This is a genomic window from Erwinia sp. GW821-FHT03D09 (genome assembly GCF_059420805.1).
Genome location: NZ_JBWKUK010000004.1, coordinates 125,409 through 147,283, shown reverse-complemented (window position 1 = coordinate 147,283; position 21,875 = coordinate 125,409). Strand labels below are relative to the sequence as shown.

The following is a 21,875-nucleotide window of genomic DNA, read 5'->3' as shown; positions in this document are numbered from 1 at the left end:
GAAAAGTAAGGGCGACTCAGGTCGCCCTTTTTTTATCTCTCTATTTCAGAAGGACCGCTAATGAACGAAAAACTCTTCTCGCTGCCGGTGCTTAACCAGATTTCCCCGTACATCACTCAGCGCCAGATTGGCGAACTCCCGGTGGTGGTCATCACCCACCCTAAGGTCCGCGCAGCCGTCACGCTCCAGGGCGCACACCTGGTGGCATGGCAGCCTGCAGCTGAAAAACCGGTTGTCTGGCTGAGTGAGAAAACGGCCTGGACCCCGGGTAAAGCCATCCGCGGCGGTGTGCCAATCTGCTGGCCGTGGTTTGGCCCGGCGGATGAACCGGCGCATGGCTTCGCCCGCAATCTGCCGTGGAAGCTCTCCGCGCATGATGAAAACGAGCAGAGCGTGATGCTGACTTTCGTTCTGGAAAGCAATGAGCAAACTAAAAAACTCTGGCCGCATGACTTCACCCTCTTCGCCCGCTTCCGCTTCAGCGATACCTGCGAAATCGAACTTGAAGCTCATGGCGATTTTGAGGCGACTGCCGCACTGCACAGCTACTTTAACGTTGCCGATAATGCATCAGTGACAGTTAGCGGCCTGGGGCCGGACTACATCGACCAGGTGCTGAAAGGCGCAACCGGCAACTCACCGGACGGCAAACAAACCTACGAACAGCGGGTCGACCGTATTCATACCCAGCCTGCTGAATGCAGCGTGCTGGAAGACCGTGCCGGCAAGCGTGTTATTGAAGTGCATCATCACTATCAAAGTGACGTTGTCACATGGAACCCGGGTGCCGAACTGTCGTGCAGCATGGGGGATATGGCGAATGAAGGCTATAAAACGATGGTGTGTGTGGAAACCGCGCGCATTTCCCGCCCGTTAGTCAGTTCCGGCGAGCAGCCAGCACGTCTGGCGGTCACCTTCCGTATTCAGAAGTAATCAGCCTGTCTTCGGCAGTGCGACCGGCCAGCCCGGTCGCCTGCGGCTATCACGCCGCGTTCGGACTCGTAACGGGCTACACCACATCCAGCGGCAGTTTTGCCGACGGTGGGGGGAATGCCTGATTAATCAGCATCAGATCTTCGCTGCTTAGCATCACCGCCAGCGCTGCCGCGTTTTCCTCTACGTGAGCAATCGAGCTGGCTTTCGGGATAGCAATCACCCCTTCTTTACGGATCGTCCATGCCAGCAGCAGCTGCGCCACGCTGATGCGCTTGCGTTGTGCAATCTGAACGAGTACCGGGTGATCCATCAACGCACGACGCAGCCGACCCGCCTGGGCTAACGGGCAGTAGGCCATCACCGGCATCGCCAGCTGCTGGCACTGCGGCAGCAGATCGTATTCTATGCCGCGTGAGGCGAGATGATACAGCACCTGATTCGTCGCGCAGTGTTTGCCGCCCTCTTCCAACAACAGTTCGCTGAGGTCGTCAGTATCAAAATTGGACACGCCCCAGCGCCGAATTTTTCCCTGCTGCTGCAGATTTTCCATCGCGCGAATTGTCTCTTCCAGCGGAATATTGCCCCGCCAGTGCAGCAGGTAGAGATCGATATAATCGGTTTTCAGACGGCGCAGGCTACGTTCACAGGCTTCAGCGGCATCCACTTCGCTGGCATTCCAAGGATAGACTTTTGAGACCAGCCACGCGCGATCCCGTCTCCCTACCAACGCTTCGCCAACAATCAGCTCCGCGCCACCGTCCGCATACATTTCCGCGGTATCGATAAGCGTCAGGCCTGCATCAATTCCGCACTGTAATGCGGCAATCTCCTGATGACGTAATGCAGGATTTTCGCCCATATGCCAGGTCCCCTGCCCGATAGCGGGCAGGAGGATTCCATCATTAAAGGTCACGGTCCAACTCATTCCTCTCTCCCTGCATCATTATTGCGCCCCGAAATAGCACAAAAGGGCGCAATGCGCCCTTTTGTGGTGCAGATCGCGGCATCAGAAGGTGTAGCTGATCCCACTCCAGAGCAGAACCTGAGAACTTTTATCGACCATCGGGCTGTCTTTAATTTCATCGCCCAAACGGACATAGCGACCGGAAACGGTAGCGTTCCAACTGTCACTAATTTTCCATCCGCCCGTCAGCTCCAGGTAAGGGCTCCAGCTGTCATCCGGATCGTAGCGATTCAGGCCGCTGCGATCGGACTCTACAGAAGAAATACCATAATAGTATTTGTTCTGATTAGAGCTGTTCCACAATGCACCAATACCCGGCGTCAGACTGAACTGGCCGAATTCGAAACGGTAAAGGTAGGTCAGGTCCCAGATAATGCCATTGCTGTTATCGAGTACATCGCCCGCCAGCGTGGTGCGAACGATCCCCCAGTCAGCCATATGGCGATAGGATAACCCGCCCATCAGCGTCATACGGCGTTTGTTTAACGACTTCATATCACCGTCATCAACATCGTCAGGATCGTAGTTCTGGGGTGAACCCAGCACCGTCAGCGACAGCTGGTCCTGGCTGTCTTTCCACAGGTAATAACCTGCCTGCAGGGTGTTCAGATAGAAACTGTCACCGTCATAGTTAACGATGGGCACAGGATAGTATCGGTCCTGACCACTTTTATACGGGCTCTGGCTGTAAATTACGGAGGCACCCAGCGTAAGCGGGTTGGCCTGTGCGACAGGGGCCACAAAATACAGAGGTAAAAATGCAGCAAGGGCGGTAAGTTTGAAATGGTTCACAAATAAATCGTTCCCTAAATATAACAATCAGGCTGGTAAGTTTAACCGTGATATCAATACGCGATCGTAAATTTACATAACCTGTAGCACTTATAATCAATTTTTAAGCACGAAATATCCATTTGTTTTGTACTGGGGTATTTTCGACCCGCAGTACCCGGCTAGCCCGGAAAGCGATCTGCTTAGCGCTTTTCTAACTTTGTTATTGAAATTTCATCGAAAATGCTTGCTGCTTCAGGAAATTTTTTAATATGCGATCTACGCTTAATCGTAAGACCTAAATTTTAACGAGCAGAGTAACCAAAGAAGTGTGTTTCCCGATAAAAAAAGTCAGGTTGGCATAAGGGTTGCTGTACTCATTAATAAGTTCCTTCAGGGGCTATCGCGTTAGGCTCCTGGTACCTGTGCTAAAAACGAAAGGACGGGCATCGCTATGAATATATTCGATCACTATCGTCAGCGTTATGAAGCAGCCAAGGACGAAGAGTTCACACTGCAGGAATTTCTTACCATTTGTCGGCAGGATCGCAGTGCATACGCCAACGCGGCGGAACGATTGCTGATGGCAATCGGTGAACCCGTAATGGTCGACACCGCTCAGGAGCCTCGCCTTTCCCGGCTGTTCTCTAACCGTGTGATTGCACGCTATCCGGCGTTTGAAGAGTTTTATGGTATGGAAGAAGCGATTGAGCAGATCGTCTCCTACCTGAAGCACGCTGCGCAAGGGCTGGAAGAGAAGAAACAAATTCTGTACCTGCTGGGCCCGGTCGGTGGCGGTAAATCCTCTCTCGCTGAGCGCCTGAAATCGCTGATGCAGCGAGTGCCTATCTACGTGCTGAGCGCAGACGGCGAGCGCAGTCCGGTCAACGATCATCCGCTGTGCCTGTTTAACCCGCAGGAGGACGCCAATATTCTGGATAAAGAGTACGGCGTTCCGCGTCGCTATCTTGGCACGATCATGTCGCCGTGGGCGGCGAAGCGCCTGCATGAATTTGGCGGAGATATCACCCGCTTCAAGGTCGTTAAGGTCTGGCCTTCTATTCTGGAACAGATTGCGATCGCTAAAACCGAACCGGGTGATGAAAACAACCAGGATATCTCCGCGCTGGTGGGTAAAGTGGATATCCGTAAGCTGGAAAATCACGCCCAGAATGATCCTGATGCCTACGGCTATTCCGGCGCGCTGTGTCGGGCGAACCAGGGGATCATGGAATTCGTTGAGATGTTTAAAGCGCCGATTAAAGTGCTGCACCCGCTGCTGACCGCTACGCAGGAGGGCAACTATAACGGTACTGAAGGCATCTCTGCCCTGCCGTTTAACGGTATTATTCTGGCGCACTCAAATGAATCTGAGTGGGTTACCTTCCGCAACAATAAAAACAACGAAGCGTTCCTTGACCGCGTGTACATCGTCAAGGTGCCTTACTGCCTGCGCGTTTCTGAAGAGATTAAGATCTACGAGAAACTGCTGGTTAACAGTGAGCTGACCCATGCACCCTGTGCACCAGGGACGCTGGAAACGCTGGCACGCTTCTCGATTCTTTCTCGTCTGAAAGAGCCGGAGAACTCCAGCAGCTACTCAAAAATGCGGGTCTACGACGGTGAAAGCCTGAAAGATACCGACCCGAAAGCCAAGTCGTACCAGGAGTACCGTGACTACGCCGGCGTGGATGAGGGGATGAACGGGTTATCCACCCGCTTTGCCTTTAAAATCCTCTCCCGCGTGTTTAACTTCGACCACGTGGAAGTAGCGGCCAACCCGGTTCACCTTTTCTATGTGCTGGAACAGCAGATTGACCGCGAGCAGTTCCCGCAGGAACAGGCTGAGAAGTACCTTGAGCACCTGAAAGGCTATCTGATCCCGAAATACGCCGAGTTTATTGGCAAAGAGATCCAGACCGCCTACCTGGAATCTTACTCCGAGTACGGCCAGAATATTTTTGACCGCTACGTGACCTACGCTGATTTCTGGATACAGGATCAGGAATACCGTGACCCGGATACCGGGCAGCTGTTCGATCGCGAATCGCTGAACGCCGAGCTGGAAAAAATCGAGAAGCCCGCCGGGATCAGCAACCCGAAAGACTTCCGTAACGAAATCGTCAACTTCGTGTTGCGTGCGCGGGCACATAATAACGGTCGTAATCCAAACTGGACCAGCTACGAGAAGCTGCGTACCGTGATCGAGAAGAAAATGTTCTCCAACACGGAAGAGCTGCTGCCGGTCATTTCGTTTAACGCCAAAACATCCACTGATGAACAGAAAAAACACGACGACTTCGTCGATCGCATGATGGAAAAAGGCTATACCCGTAAACAGGTTCGCCTGCTGTGCGAATGGTATCTGCGCGTAAGGAAGTCATCCTGACGTTTGCGCAAGTGCTTAACCCTGTGGGCCCGACAGTAACTACCCTGTCCGGGCCCGCAACGGTAGCAAAATCGCAACGAGTGCATCAGCACGGGCTCAGGCCCGTCTGCAACGTAGTATGGGGGAGCTATGGCCTATTTTATCGATCGGCGTCTTAACGGCAAAAATAAGAGCGCGGTGAACCGCCAGCGCTTTTTGCGCCGCTATAAGTCGCAAATCAAACAGTCGATCTCCGAGGCCATCAACAAGCGTTCGGTTACCGACGTAGAAAGCGGCGAATCCGTCTCAATTCCCGTTGAAGATATCAACGAACCGGCTTTCCATCAGGGGCGCGGTGGCCTGCGTCACCGTGTACATCCAGGCAACGATCACTTTGTGCAAAATGACCGCGTTGAGCGCCCGCAGGGCGGTGGCGGCGGAAGCGGAAGTGGTCAGGGTAATGCCAGCCAGGACGGTGAAGGTCAGGATGAATTTATCTTCAATATTTCAAAAGATGAGTACCTTGACCTGCTCTTCGAGGATCTGGCCCTGCCAAATCTGAAAAGGAATCAGCATCGCCAGCTCAATGAGTATAAAACCCACCGTGCGGGCTATACCGCCAACGGCGTTCCTGCCAATATCAGCGTCGTCCGTTCGCTGCAAAATTCCCTTGCGCGCCGCACGGCGATGACCGCCAGCAAACGCCGCACGCTGGCCGAGCTGGAAGAAACGCTGAAAACAGTGGAGAACAGTGAACCGGCCCAACTGCTGGAAGAGGAGCAACTGCGCAAGGACATCGCCGAACTTCGCGCCCGCATCAAGCGCGTTCCGTTTATCGATACCTTTGATTTACGCTACAAGAATTTTGAAAAGCGTCCTGAGCCTTCCAGCCAGGCGGTGATGTTCTGTCTGATGGACGTTTCAGGCTCAATGGACCAGGCCACGAAGGATATGGCAAAACGCTTCTATATTCTGCTGTATCTGTTCCTTAGCCGAACCTATAAAAACGTGGATGTGGTTTACATTCGGCATCACACGCAGGCGAAAGAAGTTGATGAGCAGGAATTCTTTTATTCACAGGAAACGGGCGGTACGATCGTTTCCAGTGCGTTAAAACTGATGGATGAGGTGGTGAAAGAGCGTTACGACCCGGCTCAGTGGAATATCTATGCCGCGCAGGCCTCGGATGGCGATAACTGGGCCGATGATTCGCCGCTTTGTCACGAGCTGCTGGCAAAAAATATCCTGCCGGTGGTGCGTTACTACAGCTATATCGAAATCACCCGACGTGCTCATCAAACCCTGTGGCGTGAGTACGAGAATCTGCAAACCCGATTCGACAACTTTGCTATTCAGCACATACGAGAACCCGAGGATATCTATCCGGTGTTCCGTGCCCTCTTCCAGAAGCAGGTTGAGGAAAATTACTAAACCCGTTTGCGTCGGTAGCGCCCTGCTACCGGCATAAAATTTCGGGTTCGACTGTTCTTTTGGCCCGATTAGGGCCTTAATCTGTGCCAGTCAGCAGAAAAATTCCCTTTAGCGCACTCAGCGGTATTCATCGCAGCGGTTTTTACGCTATTTTATCCCCTGAATTCAATCGAGTGAACTCGATTCTAAATTTGTTGCTCTGTTATGCACACTCTGTAAAAAAGTATTTTAATCTGTTAGGAGAAACGCCTTTTGGAAGCCAGCGCGATTTACAATTTATTCATCATTGGTTCAGTGCTGGTTGCCGCAAGCATACTCCTGAGTTCCTTTTCCTCCCGTCTGGGTATCCCTATTCTGGTTATCTTCCTCGCGCTCGGTATGCTGGCGGGCGTTGACGGCATCGGCGGCATTATCTTTAACAATTATCCGGCGGCCTATCTGGTCAGTAACCTTGCGCTGGCGGTAATCCTGCTGGATGGCGGTATGCGTACCCAGGCCAGCTCATTTAAGGTTGCACTTGGCCCTGCACTGTCGCTGGCGACAGTGGGGGTGCTGATCACCGCCGGTCTGACAGGCATGGCCGCCGCCTGGCTATTTGATTTGAATATGATGAACGGCTTCCTGATTGGGGCGATTATCGGTTCGACGGATGCGGCAGCGGTGTTTTCGCTGCTCGGTGGTAAGGGGCTTAACGAACGCGTCAGCGCCACGCTGGAGATTGAATCAGGCAGCAACGACCCGATGGCGGTGTTTCTGACCATAACCCTGATTGATATGATCCTTAAAGGTCAGTCCGGACTGGATATGATGTTCTTTGTGCATCTGATTCAGGAGTTCGGCCTCGGAATTGCGCTGGGCATTGGCGGCGGCTGGGGCCTGTTGCAGCTTATCAACCGCATTTCTCTGCCGGCAGGGATGTACCCGCTACTGGCGCTGAGCGGCGGCATTCTGGTGTTTTCCCTGACCACCGCGCTCGAAGGCAGCGGTATTTTGGCCGTGTATCTCTGCGGGTTTGTCCTCGGCAACCGGCCGATCCGCAGCCGCCACGGTATTCTGCAAACCTTTGACGGCATGGCCTGGCTCAGCCAGATCGGAATGTTCCTCGTGCTGGGTCTGCTGGTCAACCCCCTCGACCTCTGGCATATCGCGGTACCGGCGATGCTGCTGTCACTTTGGCTGATACTGCTGGCGCGCCCGCTTTCGGTTTTAGTTGGGCTGCTGCCGTTTCGCGGCTTTAATATCCGTGAACGCTTCTTTATCAGCTGGGTTGGGCTGCGTGGCGCGGTGCCGATTATTCTTGCCGTCTTCCCGATGATGGCGGGGCTACCCCACGCCTCGCTGTTCTTTAATATCGCTTTCTTTGTTGTGCTGGTATCGCTGATCGTTCAGGGCACCTCGCTAGGTTTTGCCGCCCGGAAGGCCAGGGTGATCGTACCGCCCATGGCTTCACCTGTTTCACGTATCGGGCTGGATATTCACCCTGAAAACCCATGGGAGCACTTTGTTTATCAACTCAGCGCGGATAAATGGTGCGTCGGCGCGGCCCTGCGCGATCTGTATATGCCACGGGAAACTCGCATTGCCGCGCTGTTTCGCAATAACCAACTGTTGCATCCAACGGGTAACACCCGTCTGCGCGAAGGGGATATTCTGTGCGTGATTGGACGCGAGCGAGACCTGCCCGCATTGGGCAAACTGTTCAGCCAGTCACCGCCGGTAGAGCTCGATCAGCGATTCTTTGGCGACTTTATTCTTCAGGCTGATGCACGACTGCAGGATGTTTCTGAAATCTATGGCATCGATCTGGATGAAGAACATGACCGACAGCAAACGCTCGGTCAGCTGGTTTCTGACATTATTGGCGGTGCTCCGGTCGTAGGCGATCAGGTTGAGTGGAAGAATCTGATCTGGACCGTGGCGGAAAAAGAAGACAACACAATCATTAAAGTTGGCGTTCGCGTACAGCAGGATAAAGAATAGTTTCCACTCTGAGGAGATAAATCCCCTGTCTCCTTACATTTTATGCTTTTCTTTTCCGTGGGTAATCTCTACCCTGTAGGGCTTGCTTTAATTTGGATCTTATTTCTGCCATGCAAAAATTCACTCTGCTGTTGCTCAGCCTGGTACTGCTCGCCCCGCTGGGCATCGATCTGTATCTACCCACTCTGCCAGACATTGCCGTTGGATTAAATACTCCCGTGGCCAATATCCAGACCACGATCCCCCTGTTTCTGCTGGTGATGGGCCTTGGGCAGATTGTCGCCGGGCCGCTGGTAGATAATCTGGGGCGCAAACCGATCGCCATTATCGGGCTGCTGCTTTACATTGCCGGTAGCGTGATGGCAGCCACCGCTGACGTCTGGCTGCAGTTCCTGGCCGCGCGTATTATTCAGGGCTGTGCCGTTTGCTGCACGGCGGTGGTGGCCTTTAGCGGCGTACGCGATCGTCTGAATGGCGATGATGCTGCCCGCGCCTACGGCTTCCTTAACGGCGCGCTGAATATCGTTCCGGCGCTGGCCCCGCTGCTGGGCGGCCTGCTGGCTGAAGCCTTTAACTGGCGTGCACCGTTCTGGTTCCTGGCTCTCTACGCGCTTTTTATCGGCCTGCTGGTGGTGTTCTTCCTGCCGGAAACGCGCCCGGCGGATACTCAAAAAGTGAAAGGACTGCCGTTGCGGCAGTACTGGCAGATCCTGCGCCAGCCGCGCTTCCTGGCCTTTGCTTGCGCTAACGCCGGTGCGCTGGGCATGGTGCTGACCTACGTTTCACTGGCGCCTAACGTGCTGATGACCGAAGGCCGCCTGACCGCTTTACAGTTCTCGATTGCGTTCGGTGCGAACGGTTTCTGGATTATGCTGGTCAGCGTACTGGTCAATAAGGTTATCCGCAAGCTGGGCCGACCGATCTGTCTGGCGATTGGTGCACTGGCGATGACCACAGGAGCCGTGATGCTGACGGCAGGCGTATGGATGCTGCCCGAGGCATGGCAGACGCACTGGGCACTTTACATGTTACCTGTTGCGGTGTCGGTTGCCGGTCTGGCCTTTACCATGGGCCCGGCCACCAGCTATGCGCTTGAGCCTTACCAGCAGCAGGCTGGTGTGGCTTCCGCGCTGGTGGGCTTTATTCAGATGGCGGGGGGATCGTCAGCGGGGCTGTTAATGATGGCTCTGCCGCTAGCCGAAAAGTCGGCACTGGCGTTGATGATGATGGCGGGTGCGCTGCTGGTATTTATCGCCTGGCGCTTCAGTAAAAAAGTGCGCGGCACGCTGACCGCGCTCTGATTTCAGACGATTACACCACAACAACCGGCACTCTCGGTGCGAGTGCACACATCAGCTCATACCCGACGGTGCCGGACGCCGCAGCAACATCATCTATCTTGACATGATTACCCCATAGCTCCACCGCGCTACCGATGCCGGCCTGCGGGCAAGGCATTAAGTCTACGGTGATCATATCCATGGAAACGCGGCCAACGATGCGGGTCATTACGCCATCGACCATCACCGGGGTACCGGTTGGCGATATACGCGGATAACCGTCCGCATAACCGCAGGCAACCACGCCAATACGCTGTTCCTCACTGGCGCGATAGAGACCGCCATAACCCACTCGAGCCCCCACGCCCAGCTGCTGTACGCCGATAATCTCACTGGTTAAGGTCATCACCGGCTTCAATCCGTTACCGGCGATATCCTGCCACTGGCCGCTCGGTGAAGCACCATAGAGAATAATACCCGGGCGCACCCAGTTGTGGTGGGTTTGTGGATGCCACAGCGTGGCGGCTGAATTAGCCAGACTTCGCGGGCAGTCCAGCCCTTCCGCCGCCTGCTCTATGCGTTGCAGCGGTTCGGCAATTCCTTCCGCCGTTTCCGCTTCAGCGAAGTGCGCCATCAGGGTGATTTCACCCACGTTAGGCAGTGAACGCAGTTTCTGCCATGCGTTATGTACCTGATCCGGCTGAAAGCCAAGCCGGTTCATGCCACTGTTCATTTTGAGGTAAATATCCAGCGGTGCGGAGAGTTTCGCTTTTGCCAGCGCCTGAATCTGCCAGTTACTGTGCACGCTGGTGGTCAGGCGGTAACGATCGAGAATATCCAGATCTTCCGGATGGAAAAATCCTTCCAGCAGCAGGACGGGTTTCTTCCATCCCCGTTCGCGCAGCAGGATCGCCTCCTCCAGATTCAACAGCCCAAAACCGTCCGTTTCCTGCAGGCTCTGCCAGACGCGCTCAATGCCGTGCCCGTAGGCATTGGCTTTAACCACTGACCACAGACGCGAACCGCCTGCTGCCTTGCGGGCAACGGCCAGGTTTTGCCGCAACGCGGCGGTATCGATCGTTGCGACAATCGGACGCGACATACTCTCTCCTTGTACTTTCAATACGGTAAGTTAATGGATACTCGCACCGTGCAATGATCGGGCCGGTGTCGGCGTATAGCCCGGTAAATAGCGCATTACCGACAGATCTTCCGCCATAATTGCCGGCGTTTTACCCGTAATAATATCCGCCAGAAGCTGGCCGGAGCCGCAGGCCATCGTCCAGCCCAGAGTACCATGACCGGTATTAAGATACAGGTTTTTCAATGGGGTACGACCCACGATCGGTGTGCCGTCCGGAGTCATCGGGCGCAGCCCGCTCCAGAATGTTGCCTCGGCAACATCACCACCGTGCGGGAAGAGATCGCGCACCACCATTTCCAGCGTACCGCGGCGTGCCGGTAATAATTTTGTATTATAGCCAACAATTTCCGCCATTCCGCCGACGCGGATACGATTATCAAACCGTGTGATCGCCACCTTATACGTTTCATCCAGCACGGTAGAAACCGGCGCGGCGCTCTCATCGATAATGGGTACGGTCAGCGAATAGCCTTTCAGCGGATAGACCGGGATTTTGACGATATCGTGCAGCAGCGCGGTGGAGAATGAACCGAAAGCCACCACGTAGGCATCGGCAGTAATCACCTCATCTCCGCACTTCACGCCGCGGATCTGGTTCCCTTCCTGCAGCAACGCATCCACCTGCATGTTGAAGCGGAAGTTCACCCCTGCTTCTGCCGCCATTCTGGCAAGGCGCTGAGTAAACAGCTGACAGTCACCGGTTTCATCATTCGGCAGGCGCAGCCCCCCGGTGAGTTTATGCTGCGTGGTGGCCAGTGCAGGCTCAACGCGCGCCAGATCGGCCGCTTCCAGCAGTTCATAGGGCACGCCCGCTTCTTTCAGCACGGCAATATCTTTAGCCGCGCTTTCATACTGCTGCGCAGTGCGAAACAGCTGTAGCGTGCCACCCTGACGGCCTTCGTAAGCGATACCGGTGTCCTGACGCAGCGCTTTCAGGCAGTCACGGCTGTATTCGGACAGGCGAACCATACGGCTTTTATTCTGCTGGTAATGGCGCATGTCGCAGTTGCGCAGCATCTGCCACATCCACTCGAGCTGGAAGCGGCTGCCGTCAAGGCGAATCGCCAGCGGCGCATGACGCTGAAACATCCATTTAACCGCTTTCAGCGGCACGCCCGGCGCTGCCCACGGTGCGGCATAGCCCGGAGATATTTGCCCGGCGTTGCCGGCACTGGTTTCCAGCGCCGCATCGGGCTGGCGATCGATAACCGTAACCTCGTGGCCCGCCTTCGCCAGGTACCACGCACTGGCCACGCCGACCACCCCACTACCGAGAATGACAACACGCATACTGAACCCCGCCTGGATTTCAAAAGAACATTACACTACGTGATAGCTTTTATTGCCGAGTAAACCACCAGGAAAAGCACTCACGCCCCGCTGACAAATTTCACATATTTTTCACCCAACCAGCGAATAAAAACAAGATATCACTACGAATACAGTTAAAAATTCTTCATTTTTTATAATTATAGCATCTTAAAAACCTTTTTTGGAATAAAACGCCTGTTGACAGCACAAACCTTTTACATCATATCTTTTGGTTATAAACAGAATTTAATCCTGAAAAATCGTTACTTTTGGACATTTCCCATCATGGAAATATCTTTTTTTAAATCAGGCTCTATTTTCTGTCGAAGATTTCATTTGTTTTCCCGGGAGGGATAAGAGACAGTGAACTATCATTGAGATATTGGCTTTTATTCCAGGCTTATCAACGCGGCACAAATGCGGGGATGAGTTGACATGAAAACGGACATTTTGTCGCTACGTGCTGTATCGCCAGAAACCGGTTTTATAAAAAGGGGTGCGCTATGACAACGATCTTTGACGTTCCAATTATGGACAGCAAACGACTCAATGATGGACCAGACTGGACGTTCGACCTGCTTGATGTGTATTTGAAAGAGATCGATCGTGTTGCCAAATCCTACCGGCTGGATACCTACCCTCATCAGATTGAGGTCATCACCTCAGAGCAGATGATGGATGCCTACTCCAGCGTGGGGATGCCAATCAACTACGCGCACTGGTCGTTCGGCAAAAAATTTATCGAAACCGAACAGCGCTACAAGCACGGTCAGCAGGGCCTGGCCTACGAAATTGTCATCAACTCCAACCCCTGTATCGCCTACCTGATGGAAGAGAACACCATGACCATGCAGGCGCTGGTGATGGCGCACGCCTGCTATGGGCACAACTCTTTCTTTAAAAATAACTATCTGTTCCGCAGCTGGACCGACGCCAGTTCCATCGTTGATTATCTGATTTTCGCCCGTAACTACATCAGTGAATGTGAAGAACGCTACGGTCTTGAGCAGGTTGAGCGGCTGCTGGACTCCTGCCATGCGCTGATGAACTACGGCGTTGATCGTTACAAACGACCGCAAAAGATTTCGCTACAGGAAGAGAAAGCACGACAGAAGAGCCGCGAGGAGTATCTGCAAAGCCAGGTCAATATGCTGTGGCGTACCCTGCCGCGCCGTGAGCGCGAGGAAATACAGTATTCAGCCGCACGCTATCCGTCTGAGCCGCAGGAAAATCTGCTGTACTTTATGGAGAAAAATGCGCCGTTGCTGGAGCCCTGGCAGCGAGAATGCCTGCGTATCGTCAGAAAGGTTAGCCAGTACTTTTATCCGCAAAAACAAACTCAGGTGATGAACGAAGGCTGGGCGACATTCTGGCACTACACCATCCTGAATCATCTGTATGACGAAGGAAAAGTCTCTGAGCGCTTTATGCTGGAGTTTCTGCACAGCCATACTAACGTGGTGTACCAACCGCCATATAACAGCCAGTGGTACAACGGTATTAACCCTTATGCACTAGGCTTTGCCATGTTCCAGGATATTCAGCGCATCTGCCAGCATCCGACCGAAGAGGACCGCTACTGGTTCCCGGATATTGCCGGTAAAGACTGGCTGGAAACTCTGCATTTTGCCATGCGTGAATTTAAGGACGAGAGCTTTATCAGCCAGTTCCTGTCACCGAAGGTGATGCGTGATTTCCGCCTGTTCACCGTACTCGATGACGATCGCAACAACTATCTGGAGATTGCAGCAATTCATGATGAGGCAGGCTATCGGGCCATTCGGCAGCAGCTTTCCGCGCAGTACAATCTGAGCAATCTGGAGCCTAACATTCAGGTTTACGATGTAGACCTGCGCGGTGACCGTTCGCTGACGCTGCGTTACGTGCCGCAGAATCGCGCACCTCTGGATAAAAGCCGCCGCGAAGTTCTTAAGCACGTTCATCGGCTTTGGGGCTTTGACGTTACGCTTGAACAGCAGAATGAAGATGGCAGCACCGAAATTCTTGACCGCTGCCCGCCGCGGCCGAGTACTCCACTCTGACGACATGTTTTCCTGACGTGTGCTCAACTAAAAACGCCCCCCGAAGAATTGATTTCATTCGGGGGCGTTTTACATTGATCTGACCGTCAGCGGCGCGGCGGCGGCAGATCCGTTGGCATACTGACATGCATAGCATGCCAGATTTCACCGCTGCGGCGACCATAGTCACGCACGATATCGGCGATCTGTTCGTGCTCGTGAGAATGGCAGATATGCAGCAGGTGCTGATAAAAATCCTGCGCCACGCGGCGAGCTTCAGGGTTGGAGAAATAGTGGCGGCCAACACGGGTGTATAGCCCTCTCAGCCCGTTCAGTATTAAACCGTAAATCGGATTGCCGGAAGCAAAAGCAAGACCGCGGAAAATACTGTAATCCAGCTCGGTGTAGGCTTCCGCGTGGTCGTCAATATCACGGGCAGTTTCCAGCACTTCTTTCGCCTTTTCCGGGTAACTGCGAATCGCCCGTCGAATAAAAATTGAGGAGATATCGGTACGGACGGAAAGCAGGTTATCAATCAGCTGGGGCACACTGTCATGATCAAGCCTGGCGAGCGTTTCGAGAATGCTCAGACCCGAGGTTTCCCAGAAGTTATTCACTCGCGTGGGTTTACCGTGCTGGATAGTCAGCCAGCCATCGCGCGCCAGACGCTGTAATACTTCGCGAAGCGTGGTGCGCGTAACGCCAATTAACTCGGAGAGTTCACGTTCAGCAGGCAGTATCGAGCCAGGGGGAAAACGGTTATTCCAGATACTTTCTATTATATATTCTTCCGCGAAACCCGCAGGGCTCTGTGCCTTGATGACCATAAGCTTTTTGTTTCCATTGCGTTCATAACTGCAAAAATTGATCTCATCATACCAGAGGCCCCAGGCTTCACATAGCTTATGGCAAGAGTAAAATGTCGATCCCCAGCAAAAAAATAAGCTTTATCCTGGCCTTTTTCCGGCGTTTTTTTCTTTTCACCCTTCGAATTGAACACGCGTCTTCGTCAGCGTCTTTTTTCGTACCAGTTTTAATTCAAGTCATTTTATTGCCTAAATTTTTCTTGTCCCGAGGCTGGAATACGGCGGCATTTGGTTTACACTGCCGAATCAACGCTTACTACACGGATAGACTTATGTTGAGATACCTGAATCGCTGTTCTTATGGCCGTGGTGCCTGGCTGTTAATGGCGTTTACTGCTTTTGCCCTCGAATTGACGGCGCTCTATTTTCAGCATGTGATGTTGCTTAAACCCTGCGTAATGTGCATTTACGAACGTTGCGCGCTGTTTGGCATTATGGGCGCTGGGATCGTAGGCGCTATCGCGCCAAAAACACCGCTGCGCTGGGTGGCTATTTTGATCTGGCTTTACAGTGCGTGGGAAGGTGTACGTCTGGCCTGGGAACACACCATGCTACAGTTGCATCCGTCACCCTTCGTGACCTGCGACTTTGCGGCGCGTTTCCCGTCCTGGCTGCCGCTGGATAAATGGCTGCCTTCGGTATTCGTTGCCGGCGGCGACTGTGCGGAACGTTCATGGACGTTGCTGAATATGAGTATGCCGCAGTGGCTGGTAGGCATTTTTGCTGCCTATTTGTTAGTGGCCGTCCTGGTGCTGATTGCCCAGGCATTTAAACCGAAAAAACGCGATTTGTTCTCGCGCTAAATGATAAGGCCAGCAACTATGCTGGCCTTATTCTCTTTATACGAATGACTGACGCTCAGTTCCCGTACCCACGTGGACGATTGATGATGTGCTCTTCCCAGTCCACCACTTCACTTTCATGTACGGCAATATGACGCACTGAGATCCTTGCCGCATGCATCGCCGCACGTGAACCCTTCCGTAAAGGATGCCAGACCGGCAGCGTTTTGCCTTCGGCCAGCACGCGATAGGCACAGCTTGGCGGCAGCCACGAAAAGGTTGGCAGATTTTCGCGCGTCAGTTTGATGCAATCCTCTTCCAGCTCAAAACGGTGCTCATAGTTGCGGCACTGGCAGGTTTTGATATTCAGCTGGTTACAGGCGACATTGGTAAAGTAAATCTCATCCGTGTCGGCATCCTGCAGCTTGTTCAGGCAGCACTGACCACAGCCATCGCACAGGGATTCCCATTCCTCATCGCTCATCTGCTCCAGCGTTTTTTGCTGCCAGAAAGGGTTCTCAGTCATGTCGGTGTCCGGTAAAAGTAAAAACCCGCACCTTATAAAGGGTTTGGGCTGAGTATGCAAGTTTTACAGTACCCGGGTAGCAATACCGTGGCCGCCGAGCGACAGTTCCAGTTTATCGCCAGAGACTATGGGGCCCACGCCTTCTGGCGTACCGGTCAGGATCACATCGCCGGCGCGCAGGGTGAAAAACTTGCTCATATAGGCAATCAGCGGCAGGATTTGGTGGATCATATCGGCGGTACTGCCGTGCTGGCGAACTTCACCGTTGACGATCAGCTTGAGCTCAACGTTTTGCGGATCGGCAGTAAACTCGCTACGCGGGATGAAACCGGAGATTGGGCAGGAGTTATCAAATCCTTTCGCCTTCTCCCACGGCTGACCGGCTTTCTTACAGCCCGCCTGCACATCACGCAGTGTTAAATCCAGCGCTACGCCGTAGCCTGCAATCGCCTGAGCCACATGCTCTTCACTGGCATGCTTTAACGTGGCACCAATCAGTACCGCCAGTTCCACTTCATGATGTACGGCCCCGAGACCCTGCGGGATGGATAGCGGCTGACGAATATCACACAGCGCAGTTTCCGGCTTGATAAACAGTACAGGTTCGGTCGGTGTCGCGCTGCCCATCTCTTTTATATGTTTGGCGTAGTTACTGCCAACGCAAACCACTTTATTGACCGGAAGATCTAACAATGCGCCTTGCCAGTTGTGATGCTGATACATGTTTTTCCCCTAGTTTGTTGTACGGCAGCCTCGACTATAAACCGAGAACACTCCGTTTTACTGTGCGATCGCATCGGCCATCATGCCAATACTAATGGCAAAATAATAAGATCGATTCCAGTGCATTAGCGTACGGAAATTGTCATAAACCATAAATGAACGACCGTCACCATCTTCAGGCGTGATGATCCACGCGCGTCCAGGTGCATTTCCCTGCGATGCCGTTTTGATGGTTACACCAAGCTGCTGCCACTGTAGTGGCGTTTTCGCCTGCACGTTTTTCAGACCGCTTAATTCGGTATCAAATCCCTGCGGCAGTGTGACTTCCGTTCCCCATCCCTGCCCGGCTTTCCAGCCTTCTTTCTGCAGATAGTTAGCGATGGAGGCGAACACGTCGTCAACATTACTCCAGATATCGATTTTACCGTCGCCGTCGCCGTCCTTACCGTAGTTCAGGAACGAACTGGGCATAAACTGGCTTTGCCCCATCGCACCCGCCCACGATCCCTTCAGCTCATCTGCTGTCATGCCCTGCTGCTGAATGATTTTCAGCGCGGCCATCAGCTCTTTTGTGAAAAACGCTTCACGACGTCCCTCAAAGGCTAATGTCGCGAGTGCGGAAATCACGTCCTCTTTGCCCTGAATGGTGCCGAACTGACTCTCCATCGCCCACAGCGACACGATAAACGAAGGCGAAACGCCAGATCCTGCCGCAACGTTATCGAGCTGCGTGCGGTACTCGGTGAGCTTGTCACGCCCCTTTTCAATTTTGCCCAGGGTCAGTACGCGGCTGAGGTAATCGTTAAGCGTTACTTTATGTTCAAGCTGGTTGCGGTCGGATTTTATCGCGCGGTCAACAAAATGGATTCCGGTAAAGGCAGTATCGATTGTCGCCGGGCTAAAACCCTGCTGGCGAGCGGAGGCTTTAAGCTGTTCAACATAACTGGGGAACTGTGCGGGATCGCGCCCCTTCTGTGACAGCGGAGTATTGCCCGTAGAAGATAATGCGCCGGGTGGGATTGCAGCATAACTTATACTCATACTGCTCGAAATAGAGAACAAAGTTAACAGCGTGGTAAGGAGTGGCAATTTCATGCATGCATCCTTTAATCACTCACCCGCGCCGGATTTAAATGCTCAACCTGACGCTGGCGATATATTTACAGACGATTCCTAGTTATACTTTTTTATGGTTTTCCAGATGCATCTTAAGCAGACTTTCCGGTGGCGGCGGCATTTGTAAATAAAATCCTTCATCACGTAATGCGGCTTTAACTTTCTCGATATCAGCGCCTACCAGCTTCTTACTGCCGTCCAGTGGCAGCAGCATCGCCAGCTGCGGTTTGCCGAAGCCATTCATGAGTGCTTCTGGCACCCGGGAGAAATCGTCTTTTTTTTCGACATAAAGATAAGTCTGGTCGCGTTTGGTACTTCGATAGATCACACAAAACATATTTTTTACTCGAATTAACCCGGAAGGTAGCTTGCCTCGATATTACAGTAACTATAACATGTTTGCAGAACTTCGGAATATTGTCCTGATTTGATTAACCAGCACAATGTGCGGCTATTTTAGACGGGATGATAAATAACAGGACTGAACGGGACAGATGCCACAATCGCCAATTGAGTTAAAGGGCAGCAGTTTTACACTTTCTGTCCTACATTTGCACCATACCGATCCTGCCACCGTCCGCAAGGCGCTGGCAGAAAAGGTCAGCCAGGCTCCGGCCTTTCTGAGAAATGCGCCCGTCGTTGTCAATGTCTCAGCATTAACCCGCGATGTTAACTGGCGGCAGATGCAGCAGGCCATTGTGGGTTCAGGCCTGCATATCGTCGGCGTCAGCGGCTGTAAAGACGAGCAGTTAAAACGCACGATTTCACGTTCAGGGCTGCCATTATTAACCGAAGGGAAAGAAAAAAAACCCGCGGGCGATGTGCAACCCGAAGTTCCGGTTGTCGTACCCGCAGTTGCAGCCGTAGCGGTTGAAGCCTCCATCGAGAGAACACGAGTGATTTCCGCGCCTGTGCGCTCCGGGCAACAAATCTATGCCAAAAACTGCGATCTCATCGTCACCAACAATGTCAGTGCGGGTGCCGAACTGATTGCGGATGGCAATATCCATATTTATGGCATGATGCGCGGCCGTGCCCTCGCCGGAGCCGGTGGCGATAAAGGCAGCCAGATTTTTTGCACTAATTTATCAGCGGAGCTGGTTTCCATAGGCGGTGTGTACTGGATTATGGACCAGATACCGAACGAGTTTTTCGGAAAAGCGTCTCGTCTTTGTCTCAAAGACGGTGAGCTGACCATCCAGACATTGAACTGAGCCATGCTCGCAAGCCCTTTCTTTTCTAAGGAAATTACTATATGGCACGCATAATTGTTGTTACATCGGGTAAAGGAGGCGTTGGTAAAACCACGTCCAGCGCGGCCATCGCTACCGGTTTAGCGCAAAAAGGAAAAAAGACGGTTGTTATCGACTTTGATATCGGCCTGCGTAACCTCGATTTGATAATGGGCTGTGAGCGCCGCGTTGTTTATGACTTCGTCAACGTGATCCAGGGTGATGCCACGCTGAATCAGGCGTTAATCAAAGATAAGCGCACTGAGAATTTGTTTATTTTGCCCGCATCACAAACCCGTGACAAAGATGCACTGACCCGCGAAGGCGTGGAAAAAGTGCTGAACGATCTTGCCGTAATGGAGTTTGACTTTGTCATTTGTGATTCACCGGCAGGTATCGAAACCGGCGCGCTGATGGCACTTTATTTCGCTGATGAAGCGGTGATTACCACCAACCCGGAAGTGTCTTCCGTGCGTGACTCCGACCGTATCCTCGGTATTCTGTCGTCGAAATCTCGCCGGGCAGAAAATTCACAGGATGCGATTAAAGAGCATTTACTGCTGACCCGCTACAATCCAGGCCGCGTGAGCCGTGGCGATATGCTGAGCATGGAAGACGTGCTGGAAATTCTGCGTATTCCGCTGGTCGGGGTGATCCCTGAGGACCAGTCCGTACTGCGCGCCTCAAACCAGGGCGAACCTGTCATCCTGGATACTGAATCCGATGCAGGCAAAGCCTATGCTGATACCGTTGACCGCCTGCTTGGAGAAGAACGCCCCTTCCGCTTCATTGAAGAAGAGAAGAAGGGATTCCTGAAACGCCTGTTTGGGGGATAAACCATGGCCTTACTCGACTTCTTTTTATCCCGAAAAAAGAGCACTGCTAACATAGCCAAAGAGCGGCTGCAGATTATCGTGGCAGAACGCAGGAGGGGGGACAGTGAACCCCAGTATCTGCCTCAGTTAAAAAAGGATCTTCTGGAAGTCATCTGCAAATACGTAAAAATCGATCCGGAGATGCTCAGCGTCAAACTGGATCAAAAAGAAGGTGATATTTCTATTCTGGAGCTGAACGTTACGCTACCTGAGTCTGAAGAAGCCGAGAAATGATCCTTTCCTGCTCATAATCTTCCCCTGCGCAAAGGCAGGGGAAGATTGTTTGCCATCAGTCCGCGTTAAGAATTTCGTTAATCCCCGCCTCCAGCAGCGCACCCCGCCAGCCATCGATCAGTTCCGGTTTACGATCGCGCGGTTTTAATTGCCAGTACCAGCTCAGCAGCTGATTAATCTGACGGCGCGAAGCCAGCAGCTCCTGGCTGACGCCATACTGTTCCGCCGCGCTGGCTACCAGCGCTTTAATCGCTTTGAAAACTGACTTGTAGCGCGGATGGTCAACCAGATTAGCAACCGGTTCCGGCAGTTCACTCTCTTCCATCGCTTCGGCTTTCGCGACCATTGCCAACAGCGCCCGTCCGTGGAAACGGATCTCCTGCCCCGGCACACCAAGATGTTCAAGTTCTCCCAGGGAACCCGGCAGATAGCGCGCAATTTTCCATAGATTTTCTTCACGCACCACGAAATTTACCGCCATATCCTTTTCGCGTGCCGTCTCCAGACGCCAGGCGGCCATCAGACGTAAAGCGGCCAGCTGGCGTGGACGCAGCTGCCAGGCGTTGGTAATTTCACGATAAGCATCCTGCGGGTCAAGCTGTGCGGTACGACGCTGGCAAAGCAGACGGCATTCATCCAGCGCAGCAGCCATCTGCCCGGCAGTTTCCGTTTCAGCCATCAGCTTGTGTGCGATGGGCAGTAGATAGAAAACGTCAGCTGCGGCGTACTGGCACTGTTTTTCCGTCAGCGGGCGCGCCATCCAGTCGGTACGGGATTCGCTCTTATCCAGTTCGATACCGGTAAAGGATTCCACGATCGTGGCAAAGCCGCAGGAAAGGGGACGACCGGAAAATGCAGCCAGGATCTGAGTATCGATCATCGGGTCAGGCAGCGCGCCAAACTCATGCAGGAATACTTCCAGGTCTTCGCTCCCGGCGTGCAGAAACTTAACGATTTCGCGATCCTGCAACAGCTCTCGGAACGGTTTCCAGTCTCCGATGGTCAGCGGATCGATCAGCGAAATCGTCTCACCATCGAACAGCTGAATCAGGCCCAGTCGGGGATAGTAGGTGCGCGTACGAACAAATTCGGTATCCAGCGCCAGTGCCGAAACCTGACGGGCGCGCTGGCAAATCTCGGCCAGCGCTTCATTGCTGGTAATCATGGTGTAATTCAAAATAACAGTCTCTTGTCGCAGACAGCATCGCGGCCTGCCTGTGGAGGTATTAGAAAAAAGAATGCCGGGAGCATCCCGGCATTTTTGTCCACGCCATCATGGCCCAATCATCGAGTGGCCGGATAGCAACGGAGTATC

The 21,875-nt window shown here is 53.1% G+C and carries 20 protein-coding genes; 10 read left to right on the top strand and 10 right to left on the bottom strand.

Annotation, left to right across the window (positions count from 1 at the left end; genetic code table 11):
- Window positions 1-60 precede the first annotated feature (60 nt).
- Window positions 61-933 carry a D-hexose-6-phosphate mutarotase gene (locus AC07U6_RS05250; protein WP_494762890.1) on the top strand — a complete coding sequence of 291 codons (873 nt, stop codon included), beginning with the start codon at window positions 61-63 and terminating at the stop codon, window positions 931-933.
- Window positions 934-1,009: 76 nt separating this feature from the next.
- Here AC07U6_RS05250 and AC07U6_RS05245 read toward each other — a convergent pair whose 3' ends face one another.
- A complete protein-coding gene (locus AC07U6_RS05245; protein WP_494762891.1) occupies window positions 1,010-1,861 on the bottom strand; it encodes an aldo/keto reductase in 852 nt (283 codons plus the stop codon).
- Between the two features lie 81 nt (window positions 1,862-1,942).
- Window positions 1,943-2,692 (bottom strand): MipA/OmpV family protein, encoded by a 750-nt coding sequence (locus AC07U6_RS05240; protein ID WP_494762892.1) that lies wholly within the window; start codon window positions 2,690-2,692, stop codon window positions 1,943-1,945.
- Window positions 2,693-3,125: 433 nt separating this feature from the next.
- Here AC07U6_RS05240 and yeaG point away from each other — a divergent pair, with 433 nt between their 5' ends.
- From yeaG to AC07U6_RS05220, 4 genes are all read left to right on the top strand, one after another.
- The gene (gene yeaG / locus AC07U6_RS05235) at window positions 3,126-5,060 is read left to right on the top strand and encodes a protein kinase YeaG (protein WP_105595249.1); all 1,935 of its coding nucleotides are present in this window, start codon (window positions 3,126-3,128) and stop codon (window positions 5,058-5,060) included.
- A 129-nt stretch (window positions 5,061-5,189) separates the two neighbouring features.
- Window positions 5,190-6,470 carry a YeaH/YhbH family protein gene (locus AC07U6_RS05230; RefSeq protein WP_494762893.1) on the top strand — a complete coding sequence of 427 codons (1,281 nt, stop codon included), beginning with the start codon at window positions 5,190-5,192 and terminating at the stop codon, window positions 6,468-6,470.
- 252 nt (window positions 6,471-6,722) lie between these two features.
- Window positions 6,723-8,450 (top strand): potassium/proton antiporter, encoded by a 1,728-nt coding sequence (locus AC07U6_RS05225; protein WP_494762894.1) that lies wholly within the window; start codon window positions 6,723-6,725, stop codon window positions 8,448-8,450.
- A gap of 110 nt (window positions 8,451-8,560) precedes the next feature.
- Entirely contained in the window at window positions 8,561-9,751 is a 1,191-nt protein-coding gene (locus AC07U6_RS05220) for a multidrug effflux MFS transporter (RefSeq protein ID WP_494762895.1), read from the top strand.
- A gap of 10 nt (window positions 9,752-9,761) precedes the next feature.
- Here the strand turns inward: AC07U6_RS05220 and dadX are convergent, their stop codons facing one another.
- Both dadX and AC07U6_RS05210 read right to left on the bottom strand, forming a co-directional pair.
- The gene (gene dadX, locus AC07U6_RS05215) at window positions 9,762-10,832 is read right to left on the bottom strand and encodes a catabolic alanine racemase DadX (RefSeq protein WP_494762896.1); all 1,071 of its coding nucleotides are present in this window, start codon (window positions 10,830-10,832) and stop codon (window positions 9,762-9,764) included.
- Between the two features lie 30 nt (window positions 10,833-10,862).
- Window positions 10,863-12,164, bottom strand: coding sequence for a D-amino acid dehydrogenase (locus tag AC07U6_RS05210; protein ID WP_494762897.1), 1,302 nt, complete (start codon window positions 12,162-12,164; stop codon window positions 10,863-10,865).
- 524 nt (window positions 12,165-12,688) lie between these two features.
- Between AC07U6_RS05210 and AC07U6_RS05205 the strand changes: the two genes are divergently transcribed.
- Window positions 12,689-14,227, top strand: coding sequence for a SpoVR family protein (locus tag AC07U6_RS05205; RefSeq protein WP_494762898.1), 1,539 nt, complete (start codon window positions 12,689-12,691; stop codon window positions 14,225-14,227).
- A gap of 86 nt (window positions 14,228-14,313) precedes the next feature.
- On the opposite strand, the gene fadR is transcribed toward AC07U6_RS05205, so the two are convergent.
- Entirely contained in the window at window positions 14,314-15,033 is a 720-nt protein-coding gene (gene fadR / locus AC07U6_RS05200) for a fatty acid metabolism transcriptional regulator FadR (protein ID WP_494762899.1), read from the bottom strand.
- Window positions 15,034-15,344: 311 nt separating this feature from the next.
- On the opposite strand from fadR, the gene dsbB reads away from it, so the two are divergent.
- Entirely contained in the window at window positions 15,345-15,875 is a 531-nt protein-coding gene (gene dsbB, locus AC07U6_RS05195) for a disulfide bond formation protein DsbB (protein WP_494762900.1), read from the top strand.
- Between the two features lie 55 nt (window positions 15,876-15,930).
- Here the strand turns inward: dsbB and ycgN are convergent, their stop codons facing one another.
- The 4 genes from ycgN to AC07U6_RS05175 all read right to left on the bottom strand — a co-directional run bounded on the left by ycgN (window position 15,931) and on the right by AC07U6_RS05175 (window position 18,556).
- Window positions 15,931-16,380 (bottom strand): cysteine cluster protein YcgN, encoded by a 450-nt coding sequence (gene ycgN / locus AC07U6_RS05190; RefSeq protein WP_494762901.1) that lies wholly within the window; start codon window positions 16,378-16,380, stop codon window positions 15,931-15,933.
- A 63-nt stretch (window positions 16,381-16,443) separates the two neighbouring features.
- Entirely contained in the window at window positions 16,444-17,103 is a 660-nt protein-coding gene (locus tag AC07U6_RS05185) for a fumarylacetoacetate hydrolase family protein (protein ID WP_494762902.1), read from the bottom strand.
- Window positions 17,104-17,160: 57 nt separating this feature from the next.
- A complete protein-coding gene (locus tag AC07U6_RS05180) occupies window positions 17,161-18,198 on the bottom strand; it encodes a lytic murein transglycosylase (protein ID WP_494762903.1) in 1,038 nt (345 codons plus the stop codon).
- An 82-nt stretch (window positions 18,199-18,280) separates the two neighbouring features.
- Window positions 18,281-18,556, bottom strand: coding sequence for a YcgL domain-containing protein (locus AC07U6_RS05175; RefSeq protein ID WP_105595260.1), 276 nt, complete (start codon window positions 18,554-18,556; stop codon window positions 18,281-18,283).
- Window positions 18,557-18,713: 157 nt separating this feature from the next.
- Here AC07U6_RS05175 and minC point away from each other — a divergent pair, with 157 nt between their 5' ends.
- The 3 genes from minC to minE are packed head-to-tail and all read left to right on the top strand — an operon-like array spanning window position 18,714 to window position 20,560.
- A complete protein-coding gene (gene minC, locus AC07U6_RS05170; RefSeq protein WP_494762904.1) occupies window positions 18,714-19,433 on the top strand; it encodes a septum site-determining protein MinC in 720 nt (239 codons plus the stop codon).
- 41 nt (window positions 19,434-19,474) lie between these two features.
- On the top strand, window positions 19,475-20,287 hold the full coding sequence (gene minD, locus AC07U6_RS05165; protein WP_494762905.1) for a septum site-determining protein MinD: 813 nt from the start codon (window positions 19,475-19,477) through the stop codon (window positions 20,285-20,287).
- A 3-nt stretch (window positions 20,288-20,290) separates the two neighbouring features.
- Window positions 20,291-20,560 (top strand): cell division topological specificity factor MinE, encoded by a 270-nt coding sequence (minE, locus tag AC07U6_RS05160; protein WP_494762906.1) that lies wholly within the window; start codon window positions 20,291-20,293, stop codon window positions 20,558-20,560.
- Window positions 20,561-20,615: 55 nt separating this feature from the next.
- Here the strand turns inward: minE and rnd are convergent, their stop codons facing one another.
- Window positions 20,616-21,725 (bottom strand): ribonuclease D, encoded by a 1,110-nt coding sequence (gene rnd / locus AC07U6_RS05155; RefSeq protein ID WP_494762907.1) that lies wholly within the window; start codon window positions 21,723-21,725, stop codon window positions 20,616-20,618.
- Window positions 21,726-21,875: the final 150 nt, after the last annotated feature.

What these genes read in the sequence shown, in the direction of transcription:
- AC07U6_RS05220 (WP_494762895.1), top strand. Translation starts at nt 8,561, where the DNA reads ATGCAAAAATTCACTCTGCTGTTGCTCAGCCTGGTACTGCTCGCCCCG.
- AC07U6_RS05230 (WP_494762893.1), top strand. Translation starts at nt 5,190, where the DNA reads ATGGCCTATTTTATCGATCGGCGTCTTAACGGCAAAAATAAGAGCGCG.
- AC07U6_RS05185 (WP_494762902.1), bottom strand. Translation starts at nt 17,103, where the DNA reads ATGTATCAGCATCACAACTGGCAAGGCGCATTGTTAGATCTTCCGGTC.
- rnd (WP_494762907.1), bottom strand. Translation starts at nt 21,725, where the DNA reads ATGATTACCAGCAATGAAGCGCTGGCCGAGATTTGCCAGCGCGCCCGT.
- AC07U6_RS05210 (WP_494762897.1), bottom strand. Translation starts at nt 12,164, where the DNA reads ATGCGTGTTGTCATTCTCGGTAGTGGGGTGGTCGGCGTGGCCAGTGCG.
- yeaG (WP_105595249.1), top strand. Translation starts at nt 3,126, where the DNA reads ATGAATATATTCGATCACTATCGTCAGCGTTATGAAGCAGCCAAGGAC.
- minC (WP_494762904.1), top strand. Translation starts at nt 18,714, where the DNA reads ATGCCACAATCGCCAATTGAGTTAAAGGGCAGCAGTTTTACACTTTCT.
- AC07U6_RS05250 (WP_494762890.1), top strand. Translation starts at nt 61, where the DNA reads ATGAACGAAAAACTCTTCTCGCTGCCGGTGCTTAACCAGATTTCCCCG.
- minD (WP_494762905.1), top strand. Translation starts at nt 19,475, where the DNA reads ATGGCACGCATAATTGTTGTTACATCGGGTAAAGGAGGCGTTGGTAAA.
- fadR (WP_494762899.1), bottom strand. Translation starts at nt 15,033, where the DNA reads ATGGTCATCAAGGCACAGAGCCCTGCGGGTTTCGCGGAAGAATATATA.
- AC07U6_RS05245 (WP_494762891.1), bottom strand. Translation starts at nt 1,861, where the DNA reads ATGAGTTGGACCGTGACCTTTAATGATGGAATCCTCCTGCCCGCTATC.
- ycgN (WP_494762901.1), bottom strand. Translation starts at nt 16,380, where the DNA reads ATGACTGAGAACCCTTTCTGGCAGCAAAAAACGCTGGAGCAGATGAGC.
- AC07U6_RS05180 (WP_494762903.1), bottom strand. Translation starts at nt 18,198, where the DNA reads ATGAAATTGCCACTCCTTACCACGCTGTTAACTTTGTTCTCTATTTCG.
- minE (WP_494762906.1), top strand. Translation starts at nt 20,291, where the DNA reads ATGGCCTTACTCGACTTCTTTTTATCCCGAAAAAAGAGCACTGCTAAC.
- AC07U6_RS05175 (WP_105595260.1), bottom strand. Translation starts at nt 18,556, where the DNA reads ATGTTTTGTGTGATCTATCGAAGTACCAAACGCGACCAGACTTATCTT.
- dsbB (WP_494762900.1), top strand. Translation starts at nt 15,345, where the DNA reads ATGTTGAGATACCTGAATCGCTGTTCTTATGGCCGTGGTGCCTGGCTG.
- AC07U6_RS05205 (WP_494762898.1), top strand. Translation starts at nt 12,689, where the DNA reads ATGACAACGATCTTTGACGTTCCAATTATGGACAGCAAACGACTCAAT.
- dadX (WP_494762896.1), bottom strand. Translation starts at nt 10,832, where the DNA reads ATGTCGCGTCCGATTGTCGCAACGATCGATACCGCCGCGTTGCGGCAA.